This is a genomic window from Methanomicrobia archaeon, from assembly GCA_011049045.1.
Classification (GTDB): Archaea; Halobacteriota; Syntropharchaeia; order Alkanophagales; family Methanospirareceae; genus JACGMN01.
Map to the genome: position 1 here is coordinate 1 of DSCO01000021.1, position 21,014 is coordinate 21,014.

Here is a 21,014-nt window from a genome sequence, read left to right on the forward strand (position 1 = left end):
AAATATGCGCAAAAAGGATGAACAGGCATCGCTCGGCGATGAAAGGGCGATTCGCGACCACCCATGCTGTGCTGATGACCTCTCGGGCGAGACCTTATGGGTTAAAAAGAAGAGTTTAGGTAAAGTATTACGGTTTTCTCTTTTCCGCAACGGTCGCTCGCCACGCTCAGGCCCAATATCCCGTTACGAGCAGCCCTTGCTCTTCGAGCCAGGGCGTGCCGTAGCGAAGCAGAAGCGGCGCGATCGAAGCAGTGACGATGAGGTTACCGATGAGCCAGCCAGTGAAGATGCTCGTGACCTCTGACCACAATACGAGTCCACCGAGTGCGAGCGTCGAAGCGCCCCAGGCAGCACCGACACTGTTATTGAGCAGCCACCCGAAGCTGATAAAGACTGCAAAATCGCGCTTCGTTCGCAAGCCAACATCGGCATTGAACGCTTTAAACGCAGTCAGGGGTATCAGCACCTGCCAGACATCCGCCAGCGACCAGTAAAGATTGACCCCTAAGGGCATGCCGCCGAGCCAGCCTGCGCCTAGGATACAGCCAAGATACGCGGCGAGCACTCCCCAGCCGCCGAACCACAGTGCGAAGACGATCATGAAGGCCATGGAAAAGTACAAGCCCGAGCAGCCGAGCCCGATGGGGCGGGCGATAACGCCAAACCGTGCCAGGAGCGTATTGATCAGCACAAGTGCCGGAAAGATCGCCAGATAGGTGCGGAGCGCGCGTTTTTTTTTTGCCGTTTTTTTCCCCTTTCATCGCCGCGATAGCTCGCTCAGTTCATCATTTCTGCTGCTTCACCTTAAAACTCAGCGCTACGGATCTCTGGTGCCTCACGCCACGAGTTGTATCGTGTACACGATACCCAGATACTCGTCCCCGGCATAGAGCGGTGCGACGACGAACCTGCCCATCTTGCCTTCGACCAGAGGGGCCTCGAACGAAGTCGCCTCACGCGCTTCGATTGCCACAACGAGCCGCTCACTCGCTGGTGTCCGTCCGGTACGGCAATCAAAATCGCTAAGGCTGTTCGCTTCAGGGTAGCCGAACCGGCTAATGCACGACGCATCTGCCCATTGGATCGCGTAGAGTCCGGGATTTGCCGCGTAAAACTGCTGCAGGATACTGAGCGTCTTGTTCCTGTCCTCTGCGGCTATCGCATGCGGCAACTCCTCGTTCTGCGTCAGCGCGTTAAGCGCGGCCTCCGTGGTGAGCAAACCCAGTTCAGACAGGCCACGGTGCACCGCCGACGCGTCACCTGCCACCACCTGGGTCACAACCACACGCCAGTCCGTGCCGTGGAGCCCCACCGTCATCCAGTAAGCGCTCTTCTCGACCGATACGCTCATGCCACGCCCGAGGAACGTGTAGCTCCCGGTGCCCGAAGCGTTGGCCGCGATCTCCGCGCCCAGTGCCAGTAGCTCAGGGAACGGCTCGTACAATGGATCGGTAAAGAGGTTCCGGCCTATCTCCTCCACGTCGGGATCATACAGGATGAGCCCGTCCGGCTGCATGACCCAGACATCAACCGGGAAGCCCTGCACCTCCGGCTCGATGAGCGTCGCGAGCAGCGATCCAGGGCGAACGAGCATGCTGACCGAGCCACTCAATTCACCACCAGGTGCGAAGATGGGCCATTGAAGAGCAGCGGCATCGAAACCCTCCACCGCACGGAACGCCAGGCTCAGCACCGGTTCCTGCATCTCATGCAGCCGGATTACCTGCTCCTGATCACTGATATCCGAGCCCTCGAACTCGCGGTACGCTTCCGGTTCCACCGCTACCATCGTGCCGTTCAGATCAACGGTGCAGCAATCGATCGCGTACGGGTGTTTGTCGCACAGCTCGTTCAGGATGGCACGCGTCTCGGCACTATCGAGACCTGTGTGAGCGAGATGCTCGGCTGCGGCTGCGAGATCCGTATCCCTTCGATCCAGAGCCGTCTGGATGGCTGATTGAAGCGTGAGTAATACCAGCGGCACGTCAGCTTCCGGAAGTGGAGCACCAACGATGAGATCAAGATCTCCTAACGACTCATTGAGCGTAAGCACCGCCCAGCCTTCGGGCGCTGCGTGACAGAAGATGACCATCCGTTCGCCCCAATAAGCCGAAGGGATGGGCAGTTCGTACCTCCCCCGGGCATCCGTGGTGGTGTTCGCCACCGTTTCGCCGAGCGGGGGCAGATACGCGAACCGGGGCTGCTCGTATGTAAAAAGCGCGACTTCTGCACTCGACACCGCTTCTCCCGTCAAATACGTGGTGACGGTGCCCGAGATCGTGAGCGTCGTCTCCTCAGGTTGGATGCACCCATCGGTCATTCCTGCGAGTACCAGCAGGCAGAGTCCCAGCGTTACCCGTTGCGTGCGCATCTCAACCACCCCGATACCCTTTAATGCCGCGGTACTTATAGCACCTTCGCAGCAGGTCTTTGTTACTCATTGCATCGAATCGCTCTCGATTCTTTACTGCAAATCGCTCGTGCCACAGCGCAGAACACGTGGAAAACACCATAAGGATTATTAGATTGGACGATGAAGACTCACCTATGACCGCTGCTGTACGCACGCGCACCTGCGGTTCGAAACGCCTGGTGCGCAACGTTTTGCTGTTCTTCGTGCTGACGCTCATCAACGCGCTGCTCGTTCGCTATGGCGAGCTCTTCAAGCCCGGCGAGTTCGGCCTGTCCGGTATCTATCTCGCCGTTGGTGTCATGATCGCATTCGGGCTCTGGTTCGGGCTCTGGGGCGTACTGGCCGCTTTTGCCGGCTATATGCTCGGTGCCAGCCTACCTGCAGGCGTGCCTGCTACGGTCGGTATCGCGCTCAGTCTGGCAGATCTCATACAGGTGCTGATACCGGTACTTGCGTTCCAGCTATTCGCCGCCGATGCGGCGCTGCGCAGCCGGCAAGATCTTCAGGTCTTTCTCGCCTTCGGCTGGTTCCTCAACAATCTGCTCGGCGCACTTATCGGCTCGGGTGCCGTTCTTCTCTTCGGAGTCATTACGCCTGAGTTCTTTCTCACGAGCTTCTTCGACTGGCTCATCAGTAACCTGATCGTGACCCTGATCGTAACGATCGCTCTGCTGAGACTGGGAACGCCATTCGTACGATCCGCAGGCCTCTTTGTGGAACGGTACTGGTGCTGAATATCCTCGCTTCTCTTCTTTTTGCGGGACACTGAAATGCGACGTGAACCACACACAGTGCTCAAACCGAACGTATTTATGTTCCCCGGGACTTTCTAACCTTCTAGAAGTGGCGGGTGAGGTGGTCGATGGAGAATAAAATTGCACTTGTTATCGGCGTTCTCATGTTTGTGCTCATTGCAATTACTGGTTCCGGGTGTCTTTCCACACGTGAGCCGACGCCCACAGACCTGACGTACCTGACTGAGCAGTATCCGCCGTTTAATTACGAGAAGGACGGCCAGCTTCAGGGTATTGCGGTTGAGCTCCTCGAGGCGATCACAGCAACGATGGGCAACGGGATCACGGAAGACGCGATACGCCTGACGCCATGGACCGGCGGCTACCAGACCGCGCTGAATCAAACCAATACGGTTCTCTTCTCCACCGCTCGACTGCCGGAACGCGAAACATCGTTCAAGTGGGTGGGCCCCATTTACACCGGGCAGAAGGTACTCTTTGCCAGGCGAGACCGTGAGATAAGCATCAACCATCCCGCGGATCTCGCGGGCTATACCATCGGAGTGATTACCGACGACGCTGCCATACCGCAACTGCTTGCGCTCGGCGTGACGAGCGATCAACTGTTGGCCGATCCCGATCCTGTGGTCATCATGACCAAACTGGAGCAGGGCGAGCTCGATCTCTGGTGCTATGGCGAAGAAGCCGGTAATTATATCGCCGAAGAGCAAACCGGGCGGTACGGATACTTCAAGGTCGTGTACACGCTCCAGGAATATAAGCTCTACTACGCGTTCAACAGAGAAACACCCGATACGGTCATTGAGTCCTTTCAGGAGGCACTTGACCGCGTAAAGGCGCGGGAAGACGCAGGAGGGTTGAGTCAGTATGAGCGAATTGTAGCTCGGTACATACCCGCCTCAGGCCTTGGCAAGTATACGTATCTTACCGAGGAGTTCCCGCCGCTGAACTACAAGGAGGGCGGCGAGCTTAAGGGCGTGGCCGTTGACCTGCTGTACGCGATCTTCATGCGGCTGAATGTCGGGCTCACGCGCGCGGATGTTCGGTTCGTGCCCTGGTCAGAAGCGTATCAGGCAGGGCGCGGCAACAACACCACCGTTGTCTTTTCGATGGCTCGGGTGCCCGAACGGGAAGAGCTGTTCCGGTGGGCCGGCCCCTTTGTCAAGGGCGATATCGTGCTCTTCGCCCCGAGGAGTCGGAACATCACGATTGCGACCGCAGCGGACCTGAAGAACTACCGAATCGGAGCGATTGCGAATACCAGTTCTATCCCACTGCTGCTCGCCCTGGGCGTTGCTGAAGAGCAGCTCGTGCTCAATGACTCTGCGGCGGTGCTGATAGCGCAGCTCGAGCGCGGTGAGTTCGATCTCTGGTCTACGGGCGAGTTCTCGGGCCGGTATCTCATCACCAAATACGCAGCGCAGCCGGATGATCTCGAGCGAGTCTATACCCTGCACACGAACGAGTATTACTTTGCGTTCAGCCGCGACACGTCCGATACACTCGTTACCGCATTCCAGCAGGCGCTGGAAGATATCCGGCTGGAGAAGGACGCGCAGGGCGTCAGTGAGTACGAACGGATACTCTACCGGTATCTTGAGGTTGAATGCGTCGCGCAACCGTTAAGCGACGAGGCGGTTATGCAGCTCGTCAACCTCACTGCTACGGCGATCGAGACGGACGTTCACGGGACGTTCCAGGAAATCAACCTTGGCGAAGATCCCTACAAGAACCGAACTCATCAAGAGCTCTACATCTTCGTGTACGATACGAACGTCACTATGGTCGCGCACGCCGACAATATCAAGCTTGTGGGCGTGAACTTTTGCGGCAAAACGGATGTCACCGGCAAGCCCTTCAGGGACGAGATCGTCGCTGGAGCGCTCCAGAACGGCTCGGGCTGGGTCGAGTACCTCTATATCAATCCGGTAGAAACCGGGCTCTATCTCAAGAAGACCTACTATCAACTGGTCCGGGGAAGCGATGGCCAGCAGTACGTGATCTGCTGTGGCATATATAAGCGGTGTAGCTAGAAGCGATGCATCTGAAACTGCTCCGACTGCTGCTGGTGCATGCAGTCTCATCACACGCGGACGGAGCAGCACGGCTCAAATGAGATACATGTCCTCCGCTTCCCGCAGGAGCCCGTCCCGGAACTGGGGGTGCGCGATATTGATGATCTCCAGCGCGCGTTCACGCGTCGATTTCCCTTTCAGGTCGACCACACCGTACTCGGTTACCAGGTAGTGGGTATCCATCCGTGGTGTGGTGACCATCGTGCCGGGTTTGAACCGCGGCACGATCCGTGAGACCGTGCCGTTCTTCGCGGTTGAATAGAAGGTCAGGATGGACTTCCCGCCGCGCGCCTGGAACGCACCCCGGACGAAATCGAGCTGCCCGCCCGTGCCGCTAAACTGCGCACCTGCGAGGAATTCCGCATTGCACTGCCCGAGCAGGTCCACCTCGAGGATCGAATTGATCGAGATCATGTTGTCATTCTGCGCGATGACGGACGGGTCGAGCACGTAGGAGGCAGGATAACTCTCCATGCTCGGATTGTCGTTCATGAACTCATACATCTTCTTCGTGCCATGTGCGATAGTAAAGACCGTCTTGCGCGGATGCAGGGTCTTCTTGCGCCCGGTGATCACGCCTTCCTCGATCAGCTCGACCATGCCCGGCACCAGAAGCTCACTATGGATCCCGAGATCCTCATGCCCCTCTAGGTACCGGGCTACGGCGTTGGGAATGCCGCCGATGCCCAACTGGATCGTCGCGCCATCGGGCACCAGCTCGGCAATGGCCTCACCAATTGCCTGATCCTCCGGCTTCGGCTCGGGTAGTGGCAGCTCCAGCAGCGGAACGTGGTTCTCCACGATCGCATCCACCTCGGAGATGTGGATGAGCGAATCGCCGAAGACGCGCGGCATGTGCTCGTTCACCTCCACGATGAGCCGTTTGCAGTGCCGTGCTGCGGTGGAGGTGAAGTCGTTCGCGGTTCCAAAGCTGAAGTAGCCCGCTTTGTCCATGGGCGAGACGGTCGTGATGGTCACATCGATCTCCATATAATCGCGGATGAGGCGCGGCACCTGGTGGAAGTACACGGGCACGAAATAGTTCAACCCCACCCTGACCATCGGGCGGTCAGAGCCGCTCACGAACCATGAATACGCCTGGATGCAGTCACAGAGATCAGGTGCGAAGACCGTTTCCGCAACGTGCTTCTGCGGATTGAAGGAATAAATCTTGAGCTCTTTCAGCTCCTCTGCCCGCACTCGATCAGCGATCGCGGCAAGCAGCGCCGGCGGCTCGGCGGTCGTCAAGCCGTGGACAATGGTGCTGCCATTCTCGATACTCGCCACAGCCTTATCTGGCGTGGTCAACTTCTGCCGGTACTCCGTGGTATAGATACTCATAGCTGAGCGAATCCACCTCCCTTACTCCCTTCCTTCCGTTCCTTCTCAGTGACTACTTAGAATGTTCATGCTCTACTGTTAAAACCTGCGGCGGTACGTGAAGAACGGTGATCCGCTGCGAGGAGAACGAAAACTTACGTTCATAGTAGTTCAGAGATAATAGGGAACGCAAAGGTGGTGAAAGATGGAGATCCAGGCACAACGGATTGAAGGTATTCTGATCCTATCGCTCGACGGCCGGCTCGACGCGTTTGGCGCGGAGCACCTGGACGCGGCGTTGAACTCGCACCTCACTGAAGATGACAGAGCGGTCGTTATTGACCTGGCGAACGTCCCCTATTTGAGCAGTGGCGGCATTCGCACACTCATTGCGACCGAAAAGCGGTTGAAGCCACGGGGCGGCGGCATTCAGCTCTGCTGCGTCCAATCATATCCGCTCAAGGTGCTTGCGATGGCCGGTTTCGACCAGTTCTTCACCTGTCATACGACGCAGGAGGTCGCACTTGCACACGCGCGTGCGCTCATACGCTCGATGGGCACGGTGGCGGACTGGGATCGCTTGCCCTCGTACACCCTCGATGGCACGCGTTTATCCGTTTTTGAGCGCTCGCAGGAGCCAGCCGTGCTGAAGATCACCAGCGACATCTCAAAAGTCCTCTATGCGCGGTTGGGTGATGAAGATATCTGCACGCGCCGGTTCTCAGAGACTGAGTACTCGATCGGGCTCGGTGCGTTGGGCGGGAGCGTTACGGAGTGCGCGCCTTATCTTGGCGAGATGATCACGATCGGCGGCACAATGGTCTGGCTGCCGACCGACGGGCATGATACGCCCGATTTCCTCATTCCGAAACGGGACACCGGCGAGGTCACCATTTACACCGGCTTCAACGTCGCGCTCGACGGCACCTTTAACGATATCATCGTGATGGAGCGTGAGAGCGGGTTACCACTCAGCATCAGCGAGCTCTATGCGGCGGTCTTCGCCTTCGCACGCGAGCACCGGCCGAACTTCAAGGGGCTGGTCAGCATCGCGCTCTGGGCTGATCTCGACGCGCTCTACAGCTCAGGGGTGAAGATCTCGCCCATCAAAAAGTTCACACCCGCGAACCGCGAGATGATCATGCACCCGGACAACATCAACACCTGGATGGCTATCGCAACCGACCCCCGGTATCAGGGCGAGACGATGGTGAGCTTCGGGGTGGGGCTCGATCTGCAGTCTGAGCTCTCCGCATATGATCAGGACGGCATCAACGCGCTCTTCTATGTGCACCCGGCGAATATCGGTACTCAGAAGCTGCTGCTCCATAATCACGGGGTGATCTTCAAGCACCGCCCGCGGGCGCGGAGCGCGAATCTGGACGCGGAGATCAAACGAATCGTAACCGAGGGCGAGTTCCTCGATATGCGCCATCTCCTCGACACCACGAGCGTTACCCGCGCCCTTATCGGTGTCTCGTATATCACGGACATCGTCTTCGAGTAGGCGCGCTCCGGTATAGTTCAAGATCCTTCTGCGGCTGCGTGAGCAGGAGCTCACCACCTGAGTAGCGGTTGATGAACGTTTCGCACAGATACCCCAGCGTACGCCACCTAAGGGTTAACTTGCGGCGTTTGGGTTCTTGACTCACTATCCACTTTCAGCGATACACACCAATTCTGCTCTTAGCTATCGGTGTCAGCGAACGAAGTATCAATCAGAGCTTATATTTCCGCTTGATATTCTCTTCAGCGGCCTTCAATATTTCGCTTTGGCTCGCATAGAGAAACAATTGATTTATGGTGCCCCCCAAATCACCATCCACTTTTTGGTCTATAAATCGACCATCTGGATCATTTTTCATATGTTTGCCACCTCCTGTATATAATAGTTTTGTAAACGTAATATATAATACTAATGGGCATAGTTCTTAGCCAATACTTACAAAAATTGTTGTTATTAATAACTCTCGTTTAAATTTTGGTGAACAGCATGGTGGTGATTGTGATGTTTCCGTAGCATTCTAGATTTTATAATGACAATATACATCGTAACACCTATTTTGAAGCGATTAACATCAGGATCGAAGCAGCTCAAGCAGGTCCTAAAATAACAGCGGAGCTAATATCTGGTGGCTTCTTTGCCGGTTCTGCCAGGGTCCGATCACGATCAGTTACTGGCGCTTCCGACGGGCTGGTGAACCACGCGCACATTGCCCATGCTGAGCAATGAAACGCTCCAGTGGGTAATTACAGTTGTTCCGAACTGGGCGAGTTCCGAACAACAGAGGTAGTTACAACAATTCCAACTGCTGCGTCACCTTGTCAAGCTCATCCGCACGTGCCGGGCCGATACCGAGCGCGGTAACGGTCCCCGGCGGTATCTCGGTCAGACCAGCGTCCTCGACGATCGCACACGGCAGTCCCATCTTCTCTGCGTCGTCCCGTACCCGGTACAGCGCGGGAAGACCGGGCACTTTGAGTGCCACCTTCTTCTGCCCCTGCTCTTTCCATTTCTTACGGTCGTGCAGCGGAGCGCGCTCATAGCTGAGAATAGCCGCGTGTGCAGCCTGCACGGCAGCCTTGCCCTTCGAGAGCTTCAGATCAGCCCGGAGGACAATACACTGCTTGTATTCTCGCTCTGTTTTCTCGACCATTCTATGCTCGTTGCTCTCAGCTCCCCCCGTTCAAGGATTTCTATCGTAAAGGAGTAACGGGGAAAGCTTGGTTGCTAGTGGTTTAGCTAGCTAAAGAAAGGCCCTAGAAATAAAAGCATCTAAGGTTTAGGTTAATAGACTGGTACTCGAAGAGCGCATCACATGAAGCTGGAAAAGAAGTATATACCGGAGATCGTGGAGAAGAAGTGGCTGGAGACCTGGGAAGACGCACTGTATTATTTTGATGAAGCTTCTGATCGCCCACCGTATATCATCGATACGCCGCCACCGTACCCGACGGGCGATTTCCACGTTGGTAACGCACTGAACTGGTGTTATATTGATTTTATCGCACGCTACAAACGCATGCGCGGCTATAACGTGATGTTCCCCCAGGGCTGGGACTGCCATGGGCTGCCGACCGAGGTGAAGGTGGAGGAGCGGCACGGGATCTCCAAGCGGCAGATCGACAAGCAGCGGTTCAGAGAGCTCTGCAAGCAATTGACGCGTGAGAACATCGCGCAGATGAAGGGCATGATGCAGAAACTCGGGATGTCCATCGATTGGAGCCGCGAGTTCGTCACGATGGAAGACCGGTACAAGCGGTATACGCAGCTCTCGTTCCTGCGCATGTACCGTAACGGGCTGATCTACCAGGCTGAGCATCCCGTGAACTGGTGCCCGCGTTGCGAGACCGCAATTGCATTCGCGGAGGTCGAGTACGAGGATCGCAACGCGACGTTGCATTATATACGCTTCAAAACGGTTGATACCGGTAAAGAGCCGGGATATGTCGAGATCGCAACGACACGACCGGAACTGCTGTCGAGCTGTGTCGCGGTGGCCGTGCATCCGGACGACGAGCGGTACCGGTACATCGCGGGCAAGGAGCTGGTCGTGCCGATATTCGAGCACCTCGTTACGGTCTATGAGGATGAGAGCGTCGATCCTGCGTTCGGCACCGGCGTGGTGATGATCTGCACGTTTGGTGACCGTCAGGACGTGCGCTGGTGGAAGGAGCACAACCTGCCCTTAATCACGTCTATTGATGAGCAGGGCCGGATGACTGAGGCGGCACGTGGGTACACCGGTCTCACCACCACCCAATGCAAAGAGGCGATCATCGAGGATTTGAAGGCCCAGGGCCTTTACAAGAGCCAGGAACCGCTGAGACAGAACGTGGGCGTATGCTGGCGCTGTAAGACGCCGATTGAGATCATCTCGACCCGGCAGTGGTTCGTACGCGTCTTGCACGAGGAGATAAAGAACGCGTCCAAGCAGATCTCCTGGTACCCGGAGCATTTCGCCGTTCGGCTCAGGAACTGGGTTGACTCGATGGAGTGGGACTGGTGCATCTCGCGGCAGCGGATCTTCAGTGTGCCTATCCCGGTCTGGTACTGCAAGCGCTGTGGCACCACACAGGTGGCGGCCAAGGATGACGTGCCCGTAGACCCTACGACCAGCAGTCCGAAAGAGCCCTGCAGCAACTGTGGCGGCACGGAGTTCGTGGGCGAGGAGGACGTTCTGGACACCTGGATGGACTCATCACTGAGTGCGCTCTGGGTCGCGGGCTGGGATCTCAATGCCGAGGAGCCCTCCGCGCTCGCGTTCCCCGTCGCGCTCCGACCACAGGGGCACGACATCATTCGCACGTGGGCATTCTACACCATTCTGCGCTCGCTTGCGCTCGCCAGGACCTTCCCCTGGCATACTATTCTGATCAATGGCATGGTGCTTGGCGAGGACGGTTACAAGATGAGCAAGTCGCGGAACAACTTCATATCACCCGACGAGGTCATTCGGGAGCACGGCGCGGACGTCTTCAGGCAGTGGGCCGCGATCGGCGGTGCGGTCGGCTCGGATGTGCAGTTCCGCTGGAAAGACATCGTGGCTGCGAGCAAGTTCATGCAGAAGCTCTGGAACATACTCCGGTTCGCACTGCTGCATCTCGAGGGGTACAATCCCGGGACGGGCTCAGTCGAGCTCCGTGTGGTTGACATCTGGCTGCTCACGAAGTTGAACAAGCTCGTGCAGTCAGTGACGGCGGCGATGGAGACCTACAAGTTCGACGAGGCACTGAAGGAAATACGCGCGTTCACCTGGAATACGCTCGCCGACGACTACATCGAGCTGGCTAAATCAAGGCTCTATGGCCGTGGCGGCGATGCGGGCGCGGAATCAGCAAAGTACGCGTTGTATACGACGCTCGTGACGCTCAACAAGTTGCTTGCACCGTTTGCGCCGTTCTTCGCCGAAGAGATGCACGCGTATATCGGGAACGGCGGCAGCGTGCACCGCGCGCAATGGCCTGAACCCGTTTCAGAGGAGATCGACGCCGATGCGGAGGCACAGGGCGATCTCATCGCCGATATCGTCCGCGCAGTTCGCCACTTCAAGTCGGAGCAGGGTATCGCGTTAAATGCGCCGCTGGGCAGCCTGCGAATTTACGGCGCACACGTGGACACTGAGGACATCGAGAATGCTACAGCAACACCGGTGGAGCTCGTCGAGCGGGCGGAGACAGGCGAAGTTGCGGGCACGGTGCTCGATGTCCGGGACACGCAGGTTGAGTTACTTAAGGCGTAATCAGTAACAATAAAGGGAGTACGAGATGGCAAAAGGCAAGACGGCGAAGAAGGGCAAGCGCGAGGGGAAGAAAGAAGGCGGAAGCAGGGGCGAAGAACGCGGTCTCATGTCCTCCGCAGGCTTGATGCGGTACTACGACGTTGAGGAATCCGCGGTAAAGATGTCCCCGAAGGTGATCCTGATCCTTGGTGTTGCGATTGGCGTGGTCATCATCGGGTTGGAGTTCTATTTTGGCGTCTGGCCAACCTGAGTGAGTGAAGTGAGGACGGGAACGCATGCAGCAGCGTAGCGCCGGAATGGTGGACATCAGCGCCAAGGGTAACCTCGTGCGTACCGCAATCGCGTCGGGCACGATTTACCTGGATCCGAGCACGATCGAGAAGATCCAACGTGGCACGACCCGAAAAACGAATGTGCTCGGCTGTGCTGAGATCGCGGCGATACTTGCCGTAAAGAAGACGCCCGAAGCCATTCCGCTCTGTCACCAGATAAATATCGAGCAGGTGATCGTGGAATTTATCGTGCGCACGGACCATATTAGCGCCTCTGTATCGGTCAAATCAGTCGGCAAGACGGGCGTGGAGATGGACGCGCTCCATGGACTCGCCATTGCACTCCTGACCATCTGGGACATGGTGAAAGCGGAGGAGAAGGACGAAACGGGCAATTACCCCCATACTCGGATCCACGACATTCGGGTCGAGAAGAAGGAAAAACGGACAGTTTAGCGTTGCAGACGTGGGGATTTGCTAACGGAACTGATGATACGTATATCGCACATGCACTATTGTCACCCCCCTGATGAGTCACAGCTCCCGGGGGCCTCGTCGACGCGTAGAGAGACGTCAGAATGGACAAAACGAGCGCGCACGCGTCATGCTAGTGTAATGTGACTCCGAAGATGCGCTCGAAATTACGCTCGATCGCATCGTCCACGGTTTCGAGCGAGAGCTTCTGCTGTCGCGCAATCTCTTCGTATACCACCGTAACATTCTGTGGCACGTTCCGCTCATTCTCAGTTGTCGCGAGATACGGCGCATCAGTCTCAGTGAGTAATGCGGACAGCGGTAGCCGCTTCGCTACCTTCTTCATGCTCTTGCTTCGTACGATCGAGGTCGGGAGCGAGACGTAGTAGCCTTCCTCGCTGATCTCATCCGCAACGGCGGGCTTGCCGGTGAAGCAGTGGAAGATCGCGCTTTTCACGTCCTCGTCTCGGATCATCTTTAACCCCTCCTCGATTGCCTCACTGCCCGTACCGCGGAGGTGCAGCACCACCGGCAGCTGCAGCTCATGCGCCAGCCCGAGGAACTCCACAAAAACCGCCTTCGTTCGCTTCACCTTCAGCGGATCCTTCACCCAGTAGTAATCGAGTCCGATCTCGCCGATACCTACGATTGCGCGCCGGTGCGCACTGATGAATTCCGCGTACCGCTCGATCTCCTGGTCAGTTCTATCATCCACATAGATCGGATGCAACCCGAGCGTTAGAAAGATGAATCCGGGATGCGCCGCAGCAAGCTCCAATGCCTTCGGCGCGGCTGCGGGCCCGGCGCCACAGATCACCACGCCACTGAGGACGCGCTTCGCTTCTTCAATCACCTGCGCACGATCCGAATCGTACTCAGCCATCGTCAAATGGCAGTGGATATCAATAATTTTGACCACCTCAAACCATGCACCCGGTATCGTGGTAATAATCCGTTACGTTAGTTAGTTACCACGGGACGGTAAAGATGCGGTCTGTGCATGCAAGGCGGAAAGAGCTCTTACTTCAGTCCCAACTCAGACCGCTGGAGCATGAGTAGATCTTCCGTACTGAGTTTCTCGCCCTCTTTAAACCGCTCGTAAATGCCTTTCGCCTTCTTACGCGCTTCTAACCGCTCGCGGAAACTCCAATCTTCACGTATCTTCCGGCGCAGCCCGGTGATCACGCGGTCGAAGTCCTTCATGTCTCTGAGATACCGGATATACAACTTGTGCGCCTCATCCGCTTCTTCCTGCGCATCCAGGAACAGCCGGTGCGCCTCATCTGCCTTCTCACGGATACGATCAGCCTCCTTGAAGTGCTCAATCATCTTATCGTGGCTCTCGTGCGACAATTTCACGTACTCAATCACCTCTTCATGGCACTGGTCAGATTCCTTGCGGTAGGTCTGCGCTTTCTTCAGCAATTCCGCCAGTTTCTTGTCCTTCTCCAGCTCGTCCTCCATACGCTCGAACTCACGCCGCAGCTCCGTGATCTTCGCGACCAGTTTCCGCTCCTGATCCTTGCTCATCACTTCCACCTGCTGCCGCAGCTCCAGCTCCTCGATGCGTCCTCGCAACTGCTCAAAAGCCTGGATGCTCGCCAGATCGTTCCGTTTCCGCTGCTTCTCTACTTGCTGATAATAGCTCGACGCCTTGCGGTTCAATTCACCCCGCTTTGTCTTCCTCTCCGCGATCAGCTTCTCATATTCCTCGCGCTGTTGCTTGTACGCTTTCGCCTGCTCCACGGCCTGCTTGATGCGGGCATTCAAATCATCACGTAATTCCGCCCACTTACTGGCCTCGGCATTCAACTCAGTCCGCCGTAATTTATACGCCTCCGCCTTCTTTATAATCTCCGATCTCCGTTCCTCAAGCTCCTCTAGCATCCCTAACTATATCTCTCCCGGTATTCTTTATAAATACTCGCTGATTTGTATCGCGGGGAATGCGTACGCATTCTTACCATCAAAGCAGTACCTCGCATCCTGATACCCGCTTCGTAATTCCTTCACGGCTTCTTGTATCTTCTCCACAGCAACGTTCTCCATCACCGCGCGTGCTATGAGCGACGCAACCTCTCCCATCTCCGATTCCTTCATGCCCAGCATCGTCAATTCCTGCACGCCCAGCCGGACGCCCGAGGGCCTGTCGGGATTTTTGTCCGTGGGCAGGAGGTTCTTATTGATAATGATATTGGCACGTTCCAGATGCTCTGCTACGGCCGCGCCACCGCCGAGCTTGAGTGCGTTGATGGCTATCTGATGCGATTCGGTGAAACCCTTATGCTCACAGAGCACCTCAAATCCCGCCTCGTAGAGTGCTCCTGCCAGAGCCTTCGCATTCGCCACCGTCTGCGCCGCGTATGCCTCGCCGAACTCCAGCATTTCGGCCAACGAGACCGCCAGACCGGCAACATGATGGAGATGATGGTTGCTCACCGTGCCGGGGAAAACGGCCCCGTCTATCCGCTGCTTGAGCTCCTCTTTACAGAGTATGAGTGCGCCCTGGGGGCCCGGGAAGGTCTTATGCGTGCTGCTCGCCACCACGTCCGCGCCTTCGCGCAGCGGATCCTGGAACTTTTTGCCCGCGATCAACCCGAACACGTGCGAGCCATCGTATACGATCCGTGCACCCAGCTCGTCTGCAGCTTCACGCGCCGCAGCAACGGGATGCGGGAAGAGGAAGAGGCTGGCACCAAAGAGTAAGAGCTTGGGCTTCTTCTCCCGTATCTTCTTCACCATCAGCTCGGTATCAATATTCATCTCGTGCGCATCAAAGGGGAAGGTGAACAGCTCGAGATCACGCATCCCCGGTATGGATACCTTCGAATGACTGATATGGCCGCCGTTCGGTACGGACAGGGCCATCATGCGGTCACGCGGCGCGGTCAGCGCAAAGAGTGCTGCGATATTCGCGGTCACTCCTGAGATCGGCTTCACGTTCACGTGCTCTGCAGCAAACAGTGCTCGCGCCAGGGTGATCGCCTTCTCCTCGATCTCATCGATGTACCGGCAGCCCTGATAAAATCGGCTGCCCACCTCACCCTCCGCGTATCGATGCGAGAGATCGGAGGCAAGCAGCATTCGTACGGTGTTACTCGTGACATTCTCGCTCGCAATGAGCGGTAGTGCAGTCGCGTAGAGTTCATGATGTTTCTTCACCGCCTCGATCACGCTTCTGATCTCTGCTCGCATATCGCCTGCCATCTTTCTCTCCTGGTTCCCCTTTCCCCGTTCTCGTAGCTATCCGATTATCTACTTACCGCTCCAGTAATATAGAGAGAACAGCCATTCGGACGGGAATACCGTAGAACGCCTGAGCGAAGTAACGCGCGTTCGTCGTCTCGTCCACGTCTGCTTCGATCTCGTCGAGCTTCGGGAGCGGATGCATGATCAACGCGCGGGGATTCTCTGCCAGCAATCCGGTGGTAATGCGGTACGTTCCCGCAACCTTATTATATTCCGTAGGATCGGGGAATCGCTCTCGCTGGATCCTCGTCATGTAGAGCACGTCCACTTCATTGATCACCTCGCGCAGATCCGTGGATTCATAGATCTCGACGCCCGCTTCGATCAAATCCATCTTGATCTCCTCAGGCATGCGCAGCGCCTCGGGTGAGATGAAGAAGAGCTTCGCGCCGTACAGTGACAACGCATAGGCCAGTGAATGAACCGTCCGCCCGTATTTGAGGTCGCCGATCAGGGCGATCCTGAGCGAGTCCAGCAACTGCTCCTGCTGTATCGTGTAGAGATCAAGCAGTGTCTGGGTGGGATGATGGCCGGCACCGTCGCCCGCGTTGATGATCGGCACGGTCGAGAACGAGGTGGCCATTCGTGATGCACCCTCTTTCGGATGCCGGAGTGCGATGATGTCGCAGTAGCTTGAGACGATTCGTATCGTGTCGACCAGATTCTCGCCCTTCGCCGCTGAGGTGGTCTCTGGTGACGAGACGTTGATAACCTCACCCCCCAGCCGCTTCATCGCCACCTCAAATGAGAGCCGCGTTCGCGTGCTGGGCTCATAAAAGAGGTTGGCAAGGATCTTCCCGGCCAGTAAGTCACACGTCTTCGAGCCCCGTGCGTAGAGCTCCAGCTCAGCTGCACGATACAGGATGTAATCGATCTCTTCTTTGGTGAAGTCGCGTGTGGAAATAATATGCTTTCTCGCGAACATCGCGTCTGAGAGATTGTAAGCTGCTGCGGGTATAAGAATCTACCCACCGCGAGAACCAGCAACGATCAGGAGAAAAAATAGAAAGAAAGAAAAAAAGACGGCGTTTAAAGAGCGCACACACCAGGATGAACTCGTTTTCGCCCTCTCACTTCGTTTTCATGGTTATCTCGAGCGACGAGACGTTTGCTTTATCTCCACCTTCGCCCACGAGCTGCTCTGTTCCGATTTTTATGTCCTTCACTTCTACACCCGGCATGAACTTGTTCCGAACTACTTCCGCTGTGTCTACCGCCCTCGAGATCGCTCGTCCTCGTGCCTTGATCAAGACCTCATCAAAGCCGTTGTTGAACTGCGTTACGACTGCCAGGACATAACTCATCACAGACTTATTCCCGATATATATCACGTTGTCTTCTCCAGGCATTTTTTGGTTCACCTGTGTGATAGAAGGAGGAGGTATATTTAAAGGTTTACCCTTCCCCGCACTGCGCAAGCGAGAGGTGCGGCGAGCGTGGCGTTTTTCTTACCCGCCGTGCCTTTCTCTTATACAGGAACGATGCGAGCGGTGGTCTTTGAGCCCTTCTCGGGCGCGGCCGGCGATATGATCCTCGGTAGTCTGCTGGCGTTGGGGGTCAAGGAATCGAAGATAGCGGACGCTATTTCAGCCTTCAAGCTCGCCCTGGAGGTGACTGAGGTGGAGAAGCGCGGTATCATGGCGAAACAGGTTGCCTTCCTCGCGACCCGGGCCGCGGCTGAGCGATCATGCAGTCATCGTTCGTATACCGATATGCGGCAAGCGCTCGAACAGAGTGGACTGCCTGAGCTGATCATTCAGCACGCACTGAGTGTCTTTGAGCGAATCGCACAAGCAGAGGCGATCGTGCACGGCGTTCCCAGGGAGAAGCTCACGTTTCACGAGCTTGGTGCACGGGATACGCTGGGCGATCTGGTGGGCAACGCCGTGGCCATCCATGAACTGAACCCGGACACCATTCTCAGCACGCCGATTTCGCTCGGCTCGGGCTTCGTGCAGATCGAGCATGGGTGCTTCCCTGTTCCTGCACCGGCGACACTCGAGATCCTGAGAAATACCGCATTGCTGTATCGTGGTGGGCCGGCGGTGATCGACGCGGAGCTCTCGACGCCGACGGGCGCAGCACTGCTCGCGCAGTTCGTGGAGCGATCTGAGCCGGCATTCCCGCAGCTGCGGATCGAGAAGATCGGCTATGGCGCAGGAACGCAGGACCTGCCCGTTCCGAACGTCCTACGCGCAAGCCTCGGAACCCTCACCGAGCTGTCACGCGACCTGATCGAGGTGCTGGAGACGAACGTGGATACCCTGACGGGCGAGATGGTAGGTAACCTGATCGAGGTGCTCATGGCTGAGGGCGCGCGCGACGTGGCCGTAGCACCGGTGCTCATGAAGAAGGGCAGGACGGGCTATCTCATCACGGTGATCACCACGCCACAGGATGCAGCTCGCATTGCTCAACGGCTGATGGTGGAGACCGGTACGCTGGGAGTACGTGTCATGCAGGTGAAGCATCGCTTCGTGGCGGATCGCGAATCGGCACGGGTGACGGTGAGACTCAAGGGCATGGAGCGTGAAGTAGGCGTGAAAATCGGCCGGGATGCCACGGGGAAGGTGCTCACGGTGGCCGCGGAGTTCGAAGATGCGAAGCGGGTGGCGCGCGAGCTGAACATGCCGCTGAAGGCAGTTCTGAAGGCCGTGGAAGGTACCTTTTTCTACACATAAGACAAAGGCACTCTTAGTGGTGGATGGGGTCGTCTTCTTCGCTCGGGAGAACATTTGTGCGGAGGTTGCCGAGAGGACAAAGGCGCAGCGTTGAGGTCGCTGTCCCGTAGGGGTCCGAGGGTTCAAATCCCTCCCTCCGCATGCATCATGGGCCGCTGTCCCTTTTACGGTGGGGCAAAGGTTTTAAAGAAGGAATGCTAAGAGATTGACTAAACGAGGGGCATGAAAAGATGAGGCAACTGGGGGATGAAACGGTCTCTGATGGCTCGGAAATCAAGACGATGGAGACTGGTGAGTTGGAAAAGATTCTGGAGCGAGCACGAACGATCATTAAAGTAATCGGATGCGGAGGGAGCGGGACGAATACGATTCAGCGCATGACCGAAGAGGGCATTTACGGTGCAGAACTCTTCGCCGTCAATACGGATGCCCAGGATTTACTCTACAAGAAAGTAGAACGGAAGTTATTGATCGGCAAGAAGACCACGCGCGGTCTCGGAGCGGGTAGCATCCCGCGTATCGGCGAGGAAGCGGCACGGGAGAACGATACTGACATACGAACGATAGTCGAGGACGCGGATATGGTCTTCATCACCTGCGGGTTGGGCGGTGGCACGGGTACGGGCTCAGCACCGGTCGTCGCGCAAGCGGCGCAGGACGCAGGTGCGTTGACCATTGGTGTGGTTACGCTCCCGTTCAGCGCGGAAGGCCTGGTGCGTATTGAAAATACCAATTATGGTCTCGAGAAATTACGGGAGAATACAGATACCTTGATCGTCATCCCGAACGACAAACTCCTGGACGTGGTGCCGCGCTTACCGTTGAACGAGGCCTTTAAGGTGGCGGATGAGGTGCTTATGCGGTCGGTAAAAGGTCTCACCGAGCTGATCACCAAGCCCGGGCTGATCAACCTGGACTTTGCCGATGTGCGCACGGTGATGAAGGACGGTGGCATGGCGATGATCGGATTCGGCGAGTCCGACGGTCAGAGCAAAGCCATCGAGTCGGTGCGGAAAGCCTTGAGCTCACCGCTCCTCGAGGTCGATGTGAGCGATGCGAAGGCCGCGCTCGTCAACGTGATCGGTGGCGAGGACATGACCGTAGAGGAAGCGGAAGGCGCGCTCCAGGAAGTGTATCGGATGATGAACGACGAGGCCAGGATCATCTGGGGGGTGCAGGTGAGTCCGGAGCTGAAGAACATGATTCGGACGTTGCTCATCGTGACCGGCGTCAAATCAGATCAGATTTACGCAGGCAAGGAGGTCCGGCGGGAGAAATTTGGTATTGATATCGTGCATTAACCAACCTAAATAACTAACTAACTAACTAACCACTGGTGCGCTCGGGAACGATGGAACTGAAATACGACGGTCTGAATACCGAGGAATGGTCAAAGAAGCTGAAGGAGTATCTCCGGATACTGAAATTGGCGAAGCGGCCGAAACGTGAGGAATTTTTCCATATCGCAAAGATCGCAGGTGCCGCAATGGCGCTGATCGGTGCCATCGGGTTCGCGATTTATATCATGCTGACCGTCCTGCCGCAGGGGCTCTGAGTGATGGCTACGATTGTCGCCGTGAAGACAACGGTGAATCAGGAGCAGGCGGTGGCCTCGCTCATCGAGGGCGCGATCAAGGAGAAGCCGCTGGCAGAGCACGGTCTCAAGGCGATTCTCGTGCCGGATGAGCTCCGAGGCTACGTGCTGATCGAGGCGGAATATCCTGAGATGGTCGAGCAGATCGTCCAGAGCATTCCGCATGCGCGCGGCCTGGTCAAGGGCGAGATGAGCCTCGAGGAGATCGAGCACTTCCTTACACCAAAGCCTTCGGTCACCGGCATTGAGGAGGGTAACATCGTCGAGATCATCTCAGGGCCGTTCAAAGGTGAGCGTGCGCGTGTGAAGAAGGTGGACGAGGCGCATGAAGAGATCACGATCGAGCTCTTCGAGGCGATGGTCCCGATCCCCGTTACCATTCGGGGCGACAGCGTGCGCGTGCTGAGCAGAGAGAAGCGCGAGGGTGAGGGGGAGTGAGTACTACGTGCCCGGTGAAGCCACCAGCGACTTGAGACCGGCAATCGTTCAGGATGATGAGACGGGCGAGGTGCTCATGCTCGCCTACATGAACGACGAGGCACTGCGGCTCACGAGAGCGACGGGTAAGGCGCACTACTGGAGCAGGAGCCGCGGCAAGCTCTGGAAGAAGGGCGAACGTTCAGGCCATGAGCAGCTCGTGAAAGAGATCTTCATCGACTGCGATGAGGACACGATCCTGTTAAAGGTGGAGCAGATCGGTGGCGCGTGCCATAGGGGCTACCGCTCGTGCTTCTACCGCACGATTGATGGCACGGTGGTGGGTGAGAAGGTCTTCGATCCCGAGGAAGCGTACGGGAAAGAACAGGGAGATTAATTAACCCAAACTCCGCAAATTAACCCATAGGTAGCGCCTCAGGGAAGAGCGAGCACATCTGTCGTGCCCGCTTGGGTATCTGTGCGAAGTACTCACGTCCACTCCGTTCCACGATCTTCATCAC

At 56.8% G+C, this 21,014-nt stretch carries 20 protein-coding genes and 1 tRNA gene; 12 read left to right on the plus strand and 9 right to left on the minus strand.

Translation table 11 applies throughout. The features are described from left to right. Positions 1–166 precede the first annotated feature (166 nt). Positions 167–691: a hypothetical protein gene (locus ENN68_01765; GenBank protein HDS44818.1), complete on the minus strand. Its 525-nt coding sequence runs from the start codon at positions 689–691 to the stop codon at positions 167–169. A gap of 144 nt (positions 692–835) precedes the next feature. Next, complete coding sequence (locus tag ENN68_01770) at positions 836–2,371, minus strand: hypothetical protein (protein ID HDS44819.1); 1,536 nt, start codon at positions 2,369–2,371, stop codon at positions 836–838. Between the two features lie 176 nt (positions 2,372–2,547). Between ENN68_01770 and ENN68_01775 the strand changes: the two genes are divergently transcribed. Both ENN68_01775 and ENN68_01780 read left to right on the plus strand, forming a co-directional pair. Continuing rightward, a complete protein-coding gene (locus ENN68_01775) occupies positions 2,548–3,147 on the plus strand; it encodes a hypothetical protein (protein HDS44820.1) in 600 nt (199 codons plus the stop codon). Positions 3,148–3,275: 128 nt separating this feature from the next. After that, positions 3,276–5,201, plus strand: a complete 1,926-nt coding sequence (locus ENN68_01780; GenBank protein ID HDS44821.1) for a transporter substrate-binding domain-containing protein — start codon at positions 3,276–3,278, stop codon at positions 5,199–5,201. Positions 5,202–5,276: 75 nt separating this feature from the next. Here ENN68_01780 and ENN68_01785 read toward each other — a convergent pair whose 3' ends face one another. Further along, complete coding sequence (locus tag ENN68_01785) at positions 5,277–6,584, minus strand: acetyl-CoA hydrolase/transferase family protein (GenBank protein HDS44822.1); 1,308 nt, start codon at positions 6,582–6,584, stop codon at positions 5,277–5,279. 184 nt (positions 6,585–6,768) lie between these two features. Between ENN68_01785 and ENN68_01790 the strand changes: the two genes are divergently transcribed. After that, complete coding sequence (locus ENN68_01790; GenBank protein HDS44823.1) at positions 6,769–8,070, plus strand: anti-sigma factor antagonist; 1,302 nt, start codon at positions 6,769–6,771, stop codon at positions 8,068–8,070. 787 nt (positions 8,071–8,857) lie between these two features. Here ENN68_01790 and ENN68_01795 read toward each other — a convergent pair. After that, positions 8,858–9,220 (minus strand): peptidyl-tRNA hydrolase, encoded by a 363-nt coding sequence (locus ENN68_01795; GenBank protein HDS44824.1) that lies wholly within the window; start codon positions 9,218–9,220, stop codon positions 8,858–8,860. A 162-nt stretch (positions 9,221–9,382) separates the two neighbouring features. On the opposite strand from ENN68_01795, the gene ENN68_01800 reads away from it, so the two are divergent. From ENN68_01800 to moaC, 3 genes are read left to right on the plus strand one after another with little or no spacing between them, the layout of a single operon-like run. Further along, complete coding sequence (locus ENN68_01800; GenBank protein ID HDS44825.1) at positions 9,383–11,806, plus strand: valine--tRNA ligase; 2,424 nt, start codon at positions 9,383–9,385, stop codon at positions 11,804–11,806. Positions 11,807–11,831: 25 nt separating this feature from the next. Beyond that, positions 11,832–12,056: a preprotein translocase subunit Sec61beta gene (locus tag ENN68_01805; GenBank protein ID HDS44826.1), complete on the plus strand. Its 225-nt coding sequence runs from the start codon at positions 11,832–11,834 to the stop codon at positions 12,054–12,056. 25 nt (positions 12,057–12,081) lie between these two features. Beyond that, positions 12,082–12,534, plus strand: a complete 453-nt coding sequence (gene moaC / locus ENN68_01810) for a cyclic pyranopterin monophosphate synthase MoaC (protein ID HDS44827.1) — start codon at positions 12,082–12,084, stop codon at positions 12,532–12,534. 151 nt (positions 12,535–12,685) lie between these two features. Here the strand turns inward: moaC and ENN68_01815 are convergent, their stop codons facing one another. The 5 genes from ENN68_01815 to albA form a co-directional block, all read right to left on the minus strand. After that, complete coding sequence (locus ENN68_01815; GenBank protein HDS44828.1) at positions 12,686–13,471, minus strand: TatD family deoxyribonuclease; 786 nt, start codon at positions 13,469–13,471, stop codon at positions 12,686–12,688. Positions 13,472–13,572: 101 nt separating this feature from the next. Further along, complete coding sequence (locus ENN68_01820) at positions 13,573–14,439, minus strand: phosphoserine phosphatase (GenBank protein ID HDS44829.1); 867 nt, start codon at positions 14,437–14,439, stop codon at positions 13,573–13,575. Positions 14,440–14,466: 27 nt separating this feature from the next. Next, positions 14,467–15,747, minus strand: coding sequence for a serine hydroxymethyltransferase (locus ENN68_01825; GenBank protein ID HDS44830.1), 1,281 nt, complete (start codon positions 15,745–15,747; stop codon positions 14,467–14,469). Between the two features lie 64 nt (positions 15,748–15,811). Next, positions 15,812–16,726 carry an aspartate carbamoyltransferase gene (gene pyrB, locus ENN68_01830; GenBank protein ID HDS44831.1) on the minus strand — a complete coding sequence of 305 codons (915 nt, stop codon included), beginning with the start codon at positions 16,724–16,726 and terminating at the stop codon, positions 15,812–15,814. 145 nt (positions 16,727–16,871) lie between these two features. Beyond that, positions 16,872–17,150, minus strand: coding sequence for a DNA-binding protein Alba (gene albA / locus ENN68_01835; GenBank protein HDS44832.1), 279 nt, complete (start codon positions 17,148–17,150; stop codon positions 16,872–16,874). 132 nt (positions 17,151–17,282) lie between these two features. Between albA and larC the strand changes: the two genes are divergently transcribed. From larC to hisI, 6 genes are all read left to right on the plus strand, one after another. Then, positions 17,283–18,482: a nickel pincer cofactor biosynthesis protein LarC gene (larC, locus tag ENN68_01840; protein ID HDS44833.1), complete on the plus strand. Its 1,200-nt coding sequence runs from the start codon at positions 17,283–17,285 to the stop codon at positions 18,480–18,482. 58 nt (positions 18,483–18,540) lie between these two features. Next, a tRNA-Leu gene (locus ENN68_01845) sits at positions 18,541–18,623 on the plus strand. An 89-nt stretch (positions 18,624–18,712) separates the two neighbouring features. Then, positions 18,713–19,783, plus strand: a complete 1,071-nt coding sequence (gene ftsZ, locus ENN68_01850) for a cell division protein FtsZ (GenBank protein ID HDS44834.1) — start codon at positions 18,713–18,715, stop codon at positions 19,781–19,783. A gap of 50 nt (positions 19,784–19,833) precedes the next feature. Continuing rightward, on the plus strand, positions 19,834–20,037 hold the full coding sequence (locus tag ENN68_01855; protein ID HDS44835.1) for a protein translocase SEC61 complex subunit gamma: 204 nt from the start codon (positions 19,834–19,836) through the stop codon (positions 20,035–20,037). 3 nt (positions 20,038–20,040) lie between these two features. Next, complete coding sequence (locus ENN68_01860; protein HDS44836.1) at positions 20,041–20,514, plus strand: transcription elongation factor Spt5; 474 nt, start codon at positions 20,041–20,043, stop codon at positions 20,512–20,514. A 7-nt stretch (positions 20,515–20,521) separates the two neighbouring features. Next, positions 20,522–20,890, plus strand: coding sequence for a phosphoribosyl-AMP cyclohydrolase (hisI, locus tag ENN68_01865; protein HDS44837.1), 369 nt, complete (start codon positions 20,522–20,524; stop codon positions 20,888–20,890). Positions 20,891–21,014: the final 124 nt, after the last annotated feature.

Coding starts and splice junctions, on each gene's coding strand:
- ENN68_01770 (HDS44819.1), bottom strand. CDS start 2,371: ATGCGCACGCAACGGGTAACGCTGGGACTCTGCCTGCTGGTACTCGCA.
- ENN68_01775 (HDS44820.1), top strand. CDS start 2,548: ATGACCGCTGCTGTACGCACGCGCACCTGCGGTTCGAAACGCCTGGTG.
- ENN68_01780 (HDS44821.1), top strand. CDS start 3,276: ATGGAGAATAAAATTGCACTTGTTATCGGCGTTCTCATGTTTGTGCTC.
- ENN68_01785 (HDS44822.1), bottom strand. CDS start 6,584: ATGAGTATCTATACCACGGAGTACCGGCAGAAGTTGACCACGCCAGAT.
- ENN68_01790 (HDS44823.1), top strand. CDS start 6,769: ATGGAGATCCAGGCACAACGGATTGAAGGTATTCTGATCCTATCGCTC.
- ENN68_01795 (HDS44824.1), bottom strand. CDS start 9,220: ATGGTCGAGAAAACAGAGCGAGAATACAAGCAGTGTATTGTCCTCCGG.
- ENN68_01800 (HDS44825.1), top strand. CDS start 9,383: ATGAAGCTGGAAAAGAAGTATATACCGGAGATCGTGGAGAAGAAGTGG.
- ENN68_01805 (HDS44826.1), top strand. CDS start 11,832: ATGGCAAAAGGCAAGACGGCGAAGAAGGGCAAGCGCGAGGGGAAGAAA.
- moaC (HDS44827.1), top strand. CDS start 12,082: ATGCAGCAGCGTAGCGCCGGAATGGTGGACATCAGCGCCAAGGGTAAC.
- ENN68_01820 (HDS44829.1), bottom strand. CDS start 14,439: ATGCTAGAGGAGCTTGAGGAACGGAGATCGGAGATTATAAAGAAGGCG.
- ENN68_01825 (HDS44830.1), bottom strand. CDS start 15,747: ATGCGAGCAGAGATCAGAAGCGTGATCGAGGCGGTGAAGAAACATCAT.
- pyrB (HDS44831.1), bottom strand. CDS start 16,726: ATGTTCGCGAGAAAGCATATTATTTCCACACGCGACTTCACCAAAGAA.
- albA (HDS44832.1), bottom strand. CDS start 17,150: ATGCCTGGAGAAGACAACGTGATATATATCGGGAATAAGTCTGTGATG.
- larC (HDS44833.1), top strand. CDS start 17,283: ATGCGAGCGGTGGTCTTTGAGCCCTTCTCGGGCGCGGCCGGCGATATG.
- ftsZ (HDS44834.1), top strand. CDS start 18,713: ATGAGGCAACTGGGGGATGAAACGGTCTCTGATGGCTCGGAAATCAAG.
- ENN68_01855 (HDS44835.1), top strand. CDS start 19,834: ATGGAACTGAAATACGACGGTCTGAATACCGAGGAATGGTCAAAGAAG.
- ENN68_01860 (HDS44836.1), top strand. CDS start 20,041: ATGGCTACGATTGTCGCCGTGAAGACAACGGTGAATCAGGAGCAGGCG.